The sequence below is a fragment of the Streptomyces sp. NPDC043878 genome, assembly GCF_056435735.1.
This window is the reverse complement of sequence record NZ_JBWKDW010000001.1, coordinates 848,088-862,077: the sequence shown is the minus strand read 5'-3', so window position 1 is coordinate 862,077 and position 13,990 is coordinate 848,088. Positions and strand designations below refer to the sequence as shown.

Sequence of the window (13,990 nt, the reverse complement as noted above, 5' to 3'; positions counted from 1 at the left end):
GTTGATAGGCCGGATCTGGAAGGCGGGTAACCGCTGGAGGTGACCGGTACTAATAGGCCGAGGGCTTGTCCTCAAATGCTCGCGTCCACTGTGTTGGTTCTGAAACCACGAACAACCCCGTTGTGCCACACGACGGTGCGGTTGTCAGTTTCATAGTGTTTCGGTGGTCATAGCGTGAGGGAAACGCCCGGTTACATTCCGAACCCGGAAGCTAAGCCTTACAGCGCCGATGGTACTGCAGGGGGGACCCTGTGGGAGAGTAGGACACCGCCGAACAATTTTTCAAAAAGGGTTGGACCCTGAACTTCGGTTCAGAGTCCAACCCTTTTTTGTTGTGTGTCACCTGCAGTTCACGTTCCGCGCCCAGCATCCACGGTATGGGTACTGCAGCAATGCTCAGGGCCGCCGGCGTCGGAGTCGGTGACGAGGTCGTCGTACCGGCCTTCGGGAACGTGGAAGTCGCCGAGGCCGTGGTGCTGGCCGGCGGGCTTCCCGTGTTCGCCGAGATAGACCCGGCGACGTACTGCCTCGACGCGACCGCCGTCGAGGCCTCCATAACTCCGCGGACGGCGGCCGTCGTTGTCGTCCACCGCTTCGGCCGGCCCGCCGACATGGCGCGACTGCACGAGGTCGGGCAGCGGTACGGGCTGCTGGTGCTCCAGCAGCGGGAATCCGAACCGCCGTACGACGAGATCGCCCAGCGGCGGCAGCGGGCCGCCTATCTCGACGCGCGGCTGCGAGGTGTGCTGACGCCCGACGACGGGGACGGGCACACCTACCAGCAGTACGTCGTCCGCGTGCCCGGGAACGGGCGGCCCGACCGGGACGCCTTCGCGCGGGCCCTGCGGGGCAGGGGAGTCGAGTGCCGGGTGCCGGTGAAGACTCCCGTGCACCGGCTGCCCGAGTTCCGTCGGTGCCTGTCGCTGCCCGACACCGAGCGGGCCGCCGACGAGACCCTCGCGCTGCCCGTGGACGCCGCGTTGACCAAGCGGGACATGCAGCGGATCGTGGGCGCCTGCAACGCGCTCGGCGGACTGTTGCAGCCGGCCTTCTGACGATCGTGGTTGGGAGCAGCGGTCCCGCCGGGGTATGATCTATCCCGTTGCCACGAGGGAAACCTCGGCAAGGTGACCGGCCCCCATAGCTCAGTCGGCAGAGCGTCTCCATGGTAAGGAGAAGGTCAACGGTTCGATTCCGTTTGGGGGCTCAGACACAAAGGCCCCGCCCATTCGGGCGGGGCCTTTCGCATGCCCCGGTTCAGTCCCTCTGCAGGCCCGGTACCCGCATCGCCAGGATCGCCATGTCGTCGGACGGGGCGTCAGAAGCGAAGCGTTCCACCGCGCGCATGATGCGGGCCGCGACGGCGCCCGCCGTCAGACCGGTACAGGTCGTCAGGACATCGCTTAGGCCGTCGTCGCCCAACATGCGTGTGCCTTCCCGGCGTTCCGTCACACCGTCGGTGACGCACAACAGGACGTCGCCGGGATCGAGGGTGACCGTCTCCTCGTACAACTCCAGGTCCTCCATGACACCCAGCAGCGGCTGGGGTTCGGCGGCCGGCTCGACCGTGCCGTCCTGGCGGAGACGCAGCGGGAGCGGGTGGCCGGCGCAGACCACCTTCAGCTTCGCGCTGCCGTCCTCCTGGGGCCACAACTCGCCGTAGAGAAGGGTGAGGAAGCGGCTGCGCTCGCCCTCGTCGAGGATCGCGGAGTTGAGGCGCTCCAGGACCGCCGGACCGCTGAGGCCCTCCCTGGCCAGCAGTCGCAGGGCGTGGCGGGCCAGGCCCGTCACCGCAGCCGCGTTCGGACCGGTGCCGCAGACGTCCCCGATGGCGAAGCCGTAGGCGCCGTCGCGGATGGGGAAGAGGTCGTAGAAGTCGCCGCCGACCTCGTTGCCCTCGCCGGCCGCGCGGTAGATGACCTCCACCTCGACACCCTCGATCTCGGGGAGCTCGGGCGGCAGGAGACTGCGCTGGAGTGCCTGGCTGATGGCCGTGCGCTCGGAGTACAGGCGGGCGTTGTCCAGAGCCAGGGCGGCCCGGCGGGACAGGTCCTCGGCCAGTTCGAGGATCTCCTGGCGGAAGTGTTCGTCGGTGGGCTTGCCCAGGGTCAGCATGCCGATGACCCGGTTGCGGGCGACCAGCGGAAGGACCACGGTCTCGCCGCCGACGGCGGACGCGGTGGCGAGGGTCGGGCCGATGCCCGAGGCGACCTGGTGGGTGGGGCCGCCGCTCAGCCCGAGGCTGCGCATGGAGCTGCGCAGGGCCGCGCGGTGGGCCGCCTCGCCGGGCGCCGACCAGACGCGGGCGCCGGGGGTGGGCACCGGGTCGGGCGGCGGGACCTTGGAGAGCAGGGACTTGATGCCGTCGATGAGTTCCTCGTCCTCGTGCAGGACGTAGGAGAGATACGGCTCGGAGGCCTGGTCGGCGATCGTGTAGACGGCGCACCAGGTGGCGAGGGTCGGGACCGTCATCTGGGCCATCAGGGCCAGGGTCTGGTCGCGGTCCAGGGTGCCGGCCAGCAGGTCGGAGGCCTCGACGAGGAAGCTGAGTGAACCCCGGCGCAGCCGTTCCAGTTCGCCCAGGCGGGCCGACTCGACGGCCAGCGCGATGCGGTCGGCGGCGAACTGGAGGCGCAGGGCCTCCTCGTTCGAGTATCTGCCGGGGCCTTCGGCGGCCACGCCGAGCGAGCCGGTCAGGCGGCCCTCGACCTTCAGGGGGACCGTCACGACCGAGCGCATGCCGGTGCCGCTGAGCAGCGGTACGGCGCCCGGTACGGCGGACAGGTCCTCGTGGACGGCCGGCATGCGGGCCGAGCCGTAGCGGCCGGGGCCGGCCTCGACGGGGACGCGGGCGAACCGCTGGCGCGCGGAGGGCAGGCCGGTGGAGGCGCGGACCTCCAGCTCCGTCTCGTCGTCGGTGGCGAGCAGCAGGAACGCGGAGTCGCCGTCGAGCATGTCGCGGGCGCGTTCCACCGTGCGCTGGAGGAGGCCGTCGAGGTCGTCGGGGGCGGGGGAGCCGATGAACACCTCGAAGGGGTCGGCGTTCTGCCCCTCGGAGACGGCGCCCGCGTCGGTGACGGGGATGCGCAGCGGGGTCTGCAGGACGGCCCGCTCGTGGTCCCGGACCAGGAGGCACACCGTGGAGGGCTCGCCGGTCGTGTCGCGGACCCGGAGATGTGAGGCGTAGACGGAGCTGACCCGGCCCTTGGCGTCCCTGATGCCGTAGCTGCCCTCCCAGCGGGAGAGCCGGAGGGCGTCGGCGATGCCCGTGCCGGTGCCAGGGGTGTGCGGCCAGGCCGCGAGGTCGGTCAGCGGTTTGCCGGTGACCTGCTCGGCGGCGTACCCGAAGAGTTCCTCCGCGTCCTCGTTCCAGGCGGTGATGGCGCCGGTGCGGTCGATCTGGACGACGGCGACGCGGACCCGGCCGTCGGCGAGGGGCAGCAGGTCGGGCGGCAGCAGTGGGCCGACGGCACGGGCGCCCACCGGGCGGCCGGGGAGGGCGAGCTGGAACCAGACCTGCTTGCGGGTGGGCGTGTACTCCACGCCCCAGCGGCCGGCCAGTGCCGCGCAGAGCTGAAGGCCCCGCCCGCCCTCGCGGTCGGGGCTGCCCATGGTGACGGGCGAGCCCTGCAGGGGGATCTCGCGCTCCGGGTAGTGGTCGGCCACCTCGATCCGTACGCCGTCGTCGCTGCGCAGACACAGGACGTCGGCGGCGGTGCCGGCGTGCACCACGGCGTTGGTCACCAGTTCGCTGGTGAGGACCACGGCGTCGTCGATGATGTCGGCGAAGCCCCAGCCCTGGAGGGTGTCACGGACGAAGGAGCGGGCGCTCGCGACCGATCGTCCGAGGGGCTCGAAGCTGGCGGCCGCGCGCGCGGTGATCACTGAACTCCTCGACCGGTTGTCGGCGTGCAGGGCTGCCTGGCCGGCCGGCTCGTGCCGCTGCTGCGGCAGTGCTCCGGTCGGCCGGGGGTCCGAGGGCTGTTCCCCCGGGATCAGTCCGGTGGTCATGTGTGCGGCCGCCCCTCCGATGCCCGCTCGTTTCGTGCCACCGCCCAGGCCGGACGGACCGGCGTGGCTGGACAGCCGCATGCAAGGTTACTTACCTTCCCCGCCCGTGCGGATGCCGGTCACCGGTGTTTCCGCCCGGAGGTGTGCGGACGATGTGCGAAGCTGCCGAACTGTTATGGCCTGGTTCGGCCGGGGTGAAACACTGGGCAGGCTTCGGGAGAAGGTCCGGGCAGGCCGAGTGTCCACCGCGTATGGCGGGCAGCAACCCCGTGACGGGGTCCGTCATGCCCGGCCGGAGAACGCGGTGGGGCGCGGCACAGGCGCCGTCACGCGGCAGTAACCGGTACGCCGACCAGGGCTGCCGGAGCACAGCAGAACGGTCGACCCCTGCGGGAGGGACACAGTGGAGTCTGGCGAAGCGACGCGGGTCACGAAAACGCGCGCGAAAGGCGGACAGTCCCTGAGTAACCGGCGTACACCACGCAACGGCACCACTCCGGTGGACACGGCAGCCCTGAACCGGCTGCTGGCCGCCCTGGTGTCGATGCGGGACGGGAACTTCCGCAAGCGGCTCACGGTGTCCGGCGACGGGGTGATGTCGGAGATCGCGGCCGTCTTCAACGAGGTGGCCGACCGCAACCTCCACCTCACGGGTGAGCTGTCGCGGGTACGGCGGACGGTGGGCCGTGAGGGGAAGCTCACTGAACGGCTGGAGACGGGCGCCTCGGAGGGCTCCTGGGCGGCCGCCATCGACGCCTCGAACGCCCTCGTGGACGATCTCGCGCGGCCCGTGTCCGAGGTGAGCCGGGTGCTGTCCGCGGTGGCGGAGGGCGATCTGTCGCCGCGTATGGAGCTGCGCACGCAGGCGCCGGACGGGACCGGGCATCCGCTGCGCGGGGAGTTCCTCAAGGTTGGCAGGACCGTCAACAACCTGGTCGACCAGTTGTCGACGTTCACCGACGAGGTCACGCGCGTGGCCAGCGAGGTGGGCACCGAGGGCAAGCTGGGCGGGCAGGCCCGGGTGCGTGGCATGTCCGGTTCGTGGAAGGACCTCACGGAGTCCGTCAACACGATGGCCTACCGGCTGACGGCCCAGGTGCGGGACATCGCGCTGGTGACGACCGCCGTCGCCAAGGGTGATCTGTCGCGCAAGGTCACGGTGCACGTGGCCGGCGAGATGCTTGAGCTGAAGAACACCGTCAACACGATGGTCGACCAGCTGTCGTCCTTCTCCTCCGAGGTGACGCGGGTCGCGCGCGAGGTGGGTGTCGAGGGCGAGCTGGGCGGCCAGGCGCAGGTGCCCGGTGTGGCGGGTGTGTGGAAGGACCTCACCGACTCGGTGAACCTCATGGCCGGCAACCTGACGGCCCAGGTGCGTGGGATCGCCCAGGTCACGACGGCCGTCGCGAGTGGTGACCTGTCGCAGAAGGTGACGGTGTCGGCGCGCGGCGAGGTCGCGCAGCTCGCGGACACGATCAACCAGATGACCGAGACGCTGCGTACCTTCGCGGACGAGGTCACCCGGGTGGCCAACGAGGTCGGTGCCGAGGGGCGCCTCGGCGGGCAGGCGAACGTGCCGGGCGCGGCGGGGACGTGGAAGGACCTCACCGATTCGGTGAACACGGTCTTCCGGAACCTGACCATCCAGGTGCGGGACATCGCCGCCGTGACGACGGCCGTGGCCAGCGGTGACCTGTCGCAGAAGGTCACCGTGGACGTGGCCGGCGAGATGCTGGAGCTGAAGAACACCGTCAACGGGATGGTGGACCAGCTGTCCGCGTTCGGTGCCGAGGTCACGCGCGTGGCGCGGGAGGTCGGTGTCGAGGGTGAGCTGGGCGGCCAGGCACAGGTGTCGGGCGCCGCGGGTACGTGGAAGGACCTGACCGACTCCGTCAACACCGCGTTCCGCAACCTCACCGGACAGGTACGCAACATCGCCCAGGTGACGACGGCCGTGGCCAACGGTGACCTGTCGCAGAAGGTCACCGTCGACGTCTCCGGCGAGATGCTCCAGCTGAAGAACACCGTGAACACGATGGTGGACCAGCTGTCCGCGTTCGCCGACCAGGTCACGCGGATGGCCCGGGACGTGGGCACCGAGGGCCGGCTCGGCGGTCAGGCCGTGGTGCCGGGCGTGTCCGGTACGTGGAAGGAGCTCACCGACTCCGTCAACTTCATGGGCGGCAACCTCACCTCCCAGGTGCGGCAGATCGCCCAGGTGACGACGGCCGTGGCCCGGGGCGACCTGTCGCAGAAGATCGACGTCGACGCGCGCGGGGAGATCCTGGAGCTGAAGAACACCATCAACACGATGGTCGACCAGCTCTCCGCGTTCGCCGACCAGGTGACCCGGGTGGCCCGCGACGTGGGCACCGAGGGCCGGCTCGGCGGTCAGGCGCAGGTGCCCGGCGTCGCCGGCGTGTGGCGTGACCTGACGGACTCCGTGAACGGCATGGCCGGCAACCTCACCGCGCAGGTGCGCAACATCGCGCAGGTCGCCACGGCGGTGGCCCGCGGTGACCTGTCCCAGAAGATCACCGTGGACGCGCGCGGGGAGATCCTGGAGCTGAAGAACACCCTGAACACGATGGTCGACCAGCTGTCGTCGTTCGCCGAGGAGGTCACGCGCGTGGCCCGCGAGGTGGGCACCGAGGGCGAGCTCGGCGGGCAGGCGGAGGTGCAGGGTGTCTCCGGCACCTGGAAGGACCTCACCCAGTCGGTGAACTTCATGGCGAACAACCTGACGATCCAGGTGCGCCAGATCGCCGAGGTCACGACGGCCGTCGCCAAGGGCGACCTGTCGAAGAAGATCACCGTGGACGCGAAGGGCGAGATCCTGGAGCTCGTCACCACCGTCAACACGATGGTCGACCAGCTGTCCAGCTTCGCCGAGCAGGTGACGCGGGTGGCCCGCGAGGTGGGCACCGAGGGCATCCTGGGCGGGCAGGCGCACGTGCCCGGCGTCACCGGTATCTGGAAGGACCTCAGCGGCAACGTCAACCTGATGGCCAACAACCTGACCATGCAGGTGCGCAACATCTCCCAGGTCGCGGCCGCCGTCGCCAACGGGGACCTGACGCGGACGGTGACGATCGAGGCGCGCGGTGAGGTGGCGCAGCTCGCCGACACCTTCAACACCATGGTGAAGACGCTGAGTTCGTTCGCCGACCAGGTCACCAAGGTGGCCCGCGAGGTGGGTACGGACGGCATCCTCGGCGGGCAGGCGCGCGTACCCGGCGTCGCCGGTACGTGGAAGGACCTCACGGAGTCCGTCAACGGGATGGCGTCCAACCTGACCGGTCAGGTGCGCAACATCGCGATGGTCACCACGGCCATCGCCAAGGGCGACCTGACCAAGAAGATCGACATCGACGCGCGCGGCGAGATCCTGGAGCTCAAGACCACCATCAACACGATGGTCGACCAGCTGTCGTCCTTCGCCGAGGAGGTCACCCGGGTCGCCCGCGAGGTGGGTACGGAGGGCCAGCTCGGCGGGCAGGCACGGGTGCGGGACGTCGACGGCACCTGGCGCGACCTCACCGAGTCGGTGAACGAGATGGCCGGGAACCTGACCCGGCAGGTGCGTGCCATCGCGCGGGTGGCGACGGCGGTGACCCGCGGTGACCTGAACCTGAAGATCGACGTCGACGCGGCGGGCGAGATCCAGGAGCTCCAGGACTACATCAACAAGATGATCGCCAACCTGCGCGACACCACGATCGCCAACAAGGAGCAGGACTGGCTCAAGGGCAACCTCGCCCGCATCTCCGCCCTGATGCAGGGCCGCCGCGACCTGGAGGACGTGGCCTCGCTGATCATGAGCGAGCTGACACCGGTGGTGACCGCGCAGCACGGCGCGTTCTTCGTCGCCATGCCGCTGCTCGACGGAAAGGACGTCAGCGCGGAGGGCGAGGAGCAGTACGAGCTGCGGATGCTCGGCTCGTACGGCTACTCGATGGGTTCCATGCCGACCTCGTTCCGGCCGGGTGAGGCGCTCATCGGCACGGCCGCCGAGGAGAAGCGCACGATCCTCGTGGAGAACGCGCCCAGCGGCTATCTGAAGATCTCCTCGGGGCTCGGTGAGGCGCCGCCCGCGCAGGTGATCGTGCTTCCGGTGCTCTTCGAGGGCAAGGTGCTCGGGGTCATCGAGCTGGCGTCGTTCACACCGTTCACACAGATCCAGAAGGACTTCCTGAACCAGATCGCCGAGATGATCGCGACGAGCGTCAACACCATCTCCGTCAACACCAAGACGGAGGTACTGCTGCGGCAGTCGCAGGAGCTGACCGAGCAACTGCGGGAGCGGTCGGCGGAGTTGGAGAACCGGCAGAAGGCCCTCCAGGCGTCCAACGCCGAACTGGAGGAGAAGGCCGAGCTGCTGGCCCAGCAGAACCGTGACATCGAGGTGAAGAACACCGAGATCGAGGAGGCGCGGCAGGTCCTGGAGGAGCGCGCCGAGCAACTCGCCGTGTCCATGCGCTACAAGAGCGAGTTCCTGGCCAACATGTCGCACGAGCTGCGCACGCCGCTCAACTCGCTGCTGATCCTGGCGAAGCTGCTCGCGGACAACGCGGAGGGCAACCTCTCCCCGAAGCAGGTGGAGTTCGCCGAGACGATCCACGGGGCCGGCTCCGACCTGCTCCAGCTGATCAACGACATCCTCGACCTGTCGAAGGTCGAGGCGGGCAAGATGGACGTCTCCCCGACACGCATCGCGCTGGTCCAGCTCGTGGACTACGTGGAGGCCACCTTCCGGCCCCTGACCGCGGAGAAGGGCCTCGACCTGTCGGTGCGGGTGTCGCCCGAGTTGCCGGCCACCCTGCACACCGACGAGCAGCGGCTGCTCCAGGTGCTGCGCAACCTGCTGTCGAACGCGGTGAAGTTCACCGACTCCGGGTCGGTCGAGCTGGTGATCCGGCCGGCCGGCGGTGACGTCCCGGTGGCGATCCGCGAGCAGTTGCTGGAGACGGGGTCGCTGCGGGACGCGGACGCGGACCTGATCGCGTTCTCGGTGACCGACACCGGCATCGGCATCGCGGCCAGCAAGATGCGGGTGATCTTCGAGGCGTTCAAGCAGGCCGACGGTACGACCAGCCGCAAGTACGGCGGTACCGGCCTCGGGCTGTCCATCTCGCGGGAGATCGCCCAGCTGCTCGGCGGCGAGATCCACGCGCAGAGCGAACCCGGACGCGGTTCGACGTTCACCCTGTACCTGCCGCTGCATCCCAGCGAACTGCCGCCGCAGGGCTATCAGCAGCTGGCCCCCGCGCTGGAGGCCCGGGAGCTGGTGGCCTCCGCGCACGACCGGGCCGACCAGTCCGAGCTGTCCGACGTGGAGATCGAGACGCCGGCCGAGGTGAAGTCGTACCAGGAGACGCAGAACGGCGCCGCCGCGCTCTTCCGGCGCCGCCGCCGCGGTGTGCCCGCGCTGGAGTACCGGGGGACGCACGAACAGTGGACGGCCGGCGAGCCGGACCCGGCGCCGCAGCCGCGCCGCGGCATCCGGTTCGGCGGGGAGAAGGTGTTGATCGTCGACGACGACATCCGCAACGTCTTCGCGCTCACCAGCGTGCTGGAGCAGCACGGCCTGTCGGTGCTGTACGCCGAGAACGGCCGCGAGGGCATCGAGGTCCTGGAGCAGCACGACGACGTGTCGGTCGTCCTGATGGACATCATGATGCCCGAGATGGACGGGTACGCGACGACCACCGCGATCCGTCGCATGCCGCAGTTCGCGGGGCTGCCGATCATCGCGCTGACCGCGAAGGCGATGAAGGGCGACCGGGAGAAGGCGATCGAGTCCGGTGCCTCCGACTACGTGACGAAACCGGTCGATCCCGATCACCTGCTGACGGTGATGGAGCAGTGGATGCGGGAGGCGTGAGGCGGGACGGGAAGGGAAGGAGTACGGTCCCGTTCCGGGTGAGGGGGTTTCCCGCGCGCGGAACGGGAAGGCGGGAGTTCACACGGAGTTGCTGACTCAGTGTGGCCGAGGTCGTGTAGAAGTACGGGATTCCGGGAACCTTCTGGTCTCCCGCTACGTTTCTGCTACGTGCACAGTGACATCGCGGTGACAGGGTGTGGCGACAGGCGGGGTGCGGCTACCATGACCGGCACAAGGGCGGGCGGCGCAAAGGAGTCGTCCCCCGGGGCGGCGCCCGGTGCACTTCCGGGGCGAGGAGGGCGGGCCATGGTGCAGAAGGCCAAGATCCTTCTGGTCGATGACCGGCCGGAGAATCTGCTGGCGCTGGAGGCCATCCTCTCCGCGCTCGATCAGACGCTGGTGCGGGCATCGTCCGGGGAGGAAGCGCTCAAAGCGCTGCTCACGGACGACTTCGCGGTCATTCTGCTGGACGTCCAGATGCCAGGTATGGACGGTTTCGAAACCGCCGCGCACATCAAGCGGCGAGAACGAACCCGGGACATCCCGATCATCTTCCTCACCGCGATCAACCACGGGCCGCACCACACCTTCCGCGGGTACGCGGCGGGCGCGGTCGACTACATCTCCAAGCCGTTCGACCCGTGGGTGCTGCGCGCGAAGGTCTCCGTTTTCGTCGAGCTGTACATGAAGAACTGCCAGCTGCGGGAGCAGGCGGCGCTGCTGCGGCTCCAGTTGGAGGGTGGCGGCGGCAAAGCCGTGACGGGCGAGGCGAAGGAACCGGCGGGACTGCTGGCCGAGCTGTCGGCGCGGCTCGCCGCCGTCGAGGAGCAGGCGGAGGCGCTGTCCAAGCAGCTCGACGACGACTCGGCGGACGCGGCCGCGGTGGCCACGGCGGCTCATCTGGAGCGCAAACTCACCGGCCTGCGCCGGGCGCTGGACGCCCTGGAGCCGGGCACGGGCACCACGTCGTCCCTGCCGTCGCCGAACTGACGCCCGCGCCGGGCCCGGCGCGTGAGCGCGCGTCAGTTCGGCGACCTCCTCACGGCGACACGAACGGGTGAAGCGTCGGTCACACGTGTCCGTCGACCTCCGCACCGGTAACCTCGCACCTATGGCCTCACGTCCCTCGGCAGCCAAGAAGCAGCCCGCGAAGAAGGCGGCCGCTCCCGCGAAGGCTCCGGTGCGCAAGGCCGCCGCGAAGAAGGCACCCCCCAGGAAGGCACCGGCCAGGAAGGCGGTGGTGAAGAGGCCGGCGCCCAGGCCCGCTCCCAGTCCCACCGGGGGCGTCTACCGGCTGGTGCGCGCCGTGTGGCTCGGCCTGGCGCACGCCGTCGGCGCGGTGTTCCGCGGCATAGGGCAGGGCGCGAAGAACCTCGACCCCGCGCACCGCAAGGACGGGGTCGCGCTGCTCCTCCTCGGTCTCGCCCTGATCGTCGCCGCGGGCACCTGGTCGAACCTGCGCGGCCCGGTCGGCGACCTCGTGGAGATGCTGGTGACCGGCGCGTTCGGCCGGCTCGACCTGCTCGTGCCGATACTGCTCGCGCTGATCGCCGTACGGTTCATCCGGCACCCCGAACAGCCCGAGGCCAACGGCCGTATCGTCATCGGCCTGTCCGCGCTCGTCATCGGTGTGCTCGGCCAGGTGCACATCGCGTGCGGCGCGCCCGCCCGCAGCGCCGGCATGCAGGCGATAAGGGACGCCGGCGGGCTCATCGGCTGGGGAGCGGCGACGCCGCTGATGTACACCATGGGCGAGGTGCTGGCCGTACCGCTGCTCGTGCTGCTCACGGTGTTCGGGCTGCTGGTCGTCACCGCCACCCCCGTCAACGCCATCCCGCAGCGGCTGCGGCTGCTCGGCGTGAAGCTGGGCGTCATCGACGACCGCGTCGCCGACGAATTCGACGAGGACGACGAGCGGTACGAGGACCAGTGGCGCGAGTCGCTGCCCGCTCCCGCCCGCTCCCGGCGGCGCGGCCCGGCGCCCGAGGGGTACGACCCCGAGGGCGCCGAACAGGAGGCCCTCACCCGGCGCCGTGGCCGCCCGCGCCGGTCGGCCGTCCCGCAGCCCGACATGGACCGACCGCTGGACGCCGTGGACGTCGCCGCGGCGGCCGCCGCCGCGCTCGACGGCGCCGTCATGCACGGCATGCCGCCCTCGCCGGTCGTCGCCGACCTCACCCAGGGTGTGAGCGCGGGGGAGCGCGAGGAGTCGACGCCGGTCCCCGTTCCGAAGTCCGTGCCGGCCGCGCGCCCCCGGCAGGAGAAGCTCAGGGCCGAGGTCCCCGACCTCACCAAGTCCGCGCCCGAGGCGCCGCGCGAGCTGCCTCCGCGGGCCGAGCAGCTCCAGCTGTCCGGCGACATCACGTACGCGCTCCCCTCACTCGACCTCCTCACGCGCGGGGGCCCCGGCAAGACGCGCAGCGCGGCCAACGACGCCGTGGTCGCCTCGCTGACGAACGTCTTCACCGAGTTCAAGGTCGACGCCGCCGTCACCGGCTTCACGCGCGGGCCGACGGTCACGCGCTACGAGGTCGAGCTCGGCCCGGCGGTGAAGGTCGAGCGGATCACCGCGCTGACGAAGAACATCGCCTACGCCGTCGCCAGTCCGGACGTGCGGATCATCTCGCCGATCCCCGGCAAGTCCGCCGTCGGCATCGAGATCCCCAACACCGACCGGGAGATGGTCAACCTCGGTGACGTGCTGCGCCTCGCCGCGGCCGCCGAGGACGACCATCCGATGCTGGTCGCGCTCGGCAAGGACGTCGAGGGCGGCTACGTGATGGCCAACCTGGCGAAGATGCCGCACGTCCTGGTGGCCGGCGCCACCGGCTCCGGCAAGTCGTCGTGCATCAACTGCCTCATCACGTCGGTCATGGTCCGCGCGACCCCCGAGGACGTCCGCATGGTCCTCGTCGACCCCAAGCGCGTCGAGCTGACCGCGTACGAGGGCATCCCGCACCTGATCACCCCGATCATCACCAATCCGAAGCGGGCCGCCGAGGCGCTGCAGTGGGTCGTGCGCGAGATGGACCTGCGCTACGACGACCTGGCCGCCTTCGGATACCGGCACATCGACGACTTCAACAAGGCCATCCGCGACGGCAAGCTGAAGACGCCCGAGGGCAGCGAGCGGGAGCTCAGGACCTATCCGTACCTGCTGGTGATCGTCGACGAGCTCGCCGACCTGATGATGGTCGCGCCGAGGGACGTCGAGGACTCGATCGTGCGCATCACGCAGCTCGCGCGCGCGGCCGGCATCCACCTGGTGCTCGCCACGCAGCGGCCGTCGGTCGACGTCGTCACCGGTCTGATCAAGGCGAACGTGCCCTCCCGGCTCGCCTTCGCCACCTCCTCGCTCGCCGACTCGCGCGTCATCCTCGACCAGCCGGGCGCCGAGAAGCTCATCGGCAAGGGCGACGGGCTGTTCCTGCCGATGGGGGCGAACAAGCCGACCCGTATGCAGGGCGCGTTCGTGACGGAGGACGAGGTCGGCGCGGTCGTCCAGCACTGCAAGGACCAGATGGCGCCCGTCTTCCGGGACGACGTCACCGTGGGCAGCAAGCAGAAGAAGGAGATCGACGAGGAGATCGGCGACGACCTCGACCTGCTGTGCCAGGCCGCCGAGCTGGTCGTCTCCACGCAGTTCGGGTCGACCTCCATGCTCCAGCGCAAGCTGCGGGTCGGCTTCGCCAAGGCCGGGCGGCTCATGGACCTGATGGAGTCCCGGGGCATCGTCGGCCCCAGCGAGGGGTCCAAGGCCCGTGACGTTCTCGTGAAGGCCGACGAGCTGGACGGCGTGCTCGCAGTGATTCGCGGGGAGTCGTAAGGGGAGTCGCCAAGGCGGAGTCGCCGCAGTCGTCAAAGACAGCCCCGACGCCGTCGTCGAATCGTGACTCACCCGTAAGAAATCACTGAGCAACCGTTTCCCTTCGGCGTACGTCAAGTTGAGGGAAACAACAAGCTCCTGCTCCACCGTCGGGATGGCCGGCCATTCCGATGGCGTACAAAGTCCGCCGTCCGGTTGCCCCACCCTTTCGTACCCCCCCTAGACTGAACCTCCAGCACAGGCGGCTAAAACGCTCGAAAGGCGCCCCC

At 69.8% G+C, this 13,990-nt stretch carries 5 protein-coding genes, 1 tRNA gene and 1 rRNA gene; 6 read left to right on the top strand and 1 reads right to left on the bottom strand.

Annotated features, from left to right (window positions below):
• Nucleotides 1-159: 159 nt before the first annotated feature.
• The 3 genes from rrf (at nucleotide 160) to AC07AZ_RS03630 (ending at nucleotide 1,207) form a co-directional block, all read left to right on the top strand.
• A 5S ribosomal RNA gene (gene rrf, locus AC07AZ_RS03640) occupies nucleotides 160-276 on the top strand.
• Nucleotides 277-392: 116 nt separating this feature from the next.
• A complete protein-coding gene (locus AC07AZ_RS03635) occupies nucleotides 393-1,055 on the top strand; it encodes a DegT/DnrJ/EryC1/StrS family aminotransferase (protein WP_478843440.1) in 663 nt (220 codons plus the stop codon).
• Between the two features lie 79 nt (nucleotides 1,056-1,134).
• Nucleotides 1,135-1,207 (top strand) — tRNA-Thr (locus AC07AZ_RS03630).
• A 50-nt stretch (nucleotides 1,208-1,257) separates the two neighbouring features.
• On the opposite strand, the gene AC07AZ_RS03625 is transcribed toward AC07AZ_RS03630, so the two are convergent.
• Nucleotides 1,258-4,011, bottom strand: coding sequence for a SpoIIE family protein phosphatase (locus AC07AZ_RS03625; RefSeq protein WP_478843377.1), 2,754 nt, complete (start codon nucleotides 4,009-4,011; stop codon nucleotides 1,258-1,260).
• A 403-nt stretch (nucleotides 4,012-4,414) separates the two neighbouring features.
• Between AC07AZ_RS03625 and AC07AZ_RS03620 the strand changes: the two genes are divergently transcribed.
• The 3 genes from AC07AZ_RS03620 to AC07AZ_RS03610 all read left to right on the top strand — a co-directional run bounded on the left by AC07AZ_RS03620 (nucleotide 4,415) and on the right by AC07AZ_RS03610 (nucleotide 13,721).
• A complete protein-coding gene (locus AC07AZ_RS03620) occupies nucleotides 4,415-9,895 on the top strand; it encodes a HAMP domain-containing protein (protein ID WP_478843375.1) in 5,481 nt (1,826 codons plus the stop codon).
• 306 nt (nucleotides 9,896-10,201) lie between these two features.
• Nucleotides 10,202-10,885, top strand: coding sequence for a response regulator (locus AC07AZ_RS03615; protein ID WP_478843373.1), 684 nt, complete (start codon nucleotides 10,202-10,204; stop codon nucleotides 10,883-10,885).
• A gap of 121 nt (nucleotides 10,886-11,006) precedes the next feature.
• Complete coding sequence (locus AC07AZ_RS03610) at nucleotides 11,007-13,721, top strand: DNA translocase FtsK (RefSeq protein ID WP_478843371.1); 2,715 nt, start codon at nucleotides 11,007-11,009, stop codon at nucleotides 13,719-13,721.
• Nucleotides 13,722-13,990 lie beyond the last annotated feature (269 nt).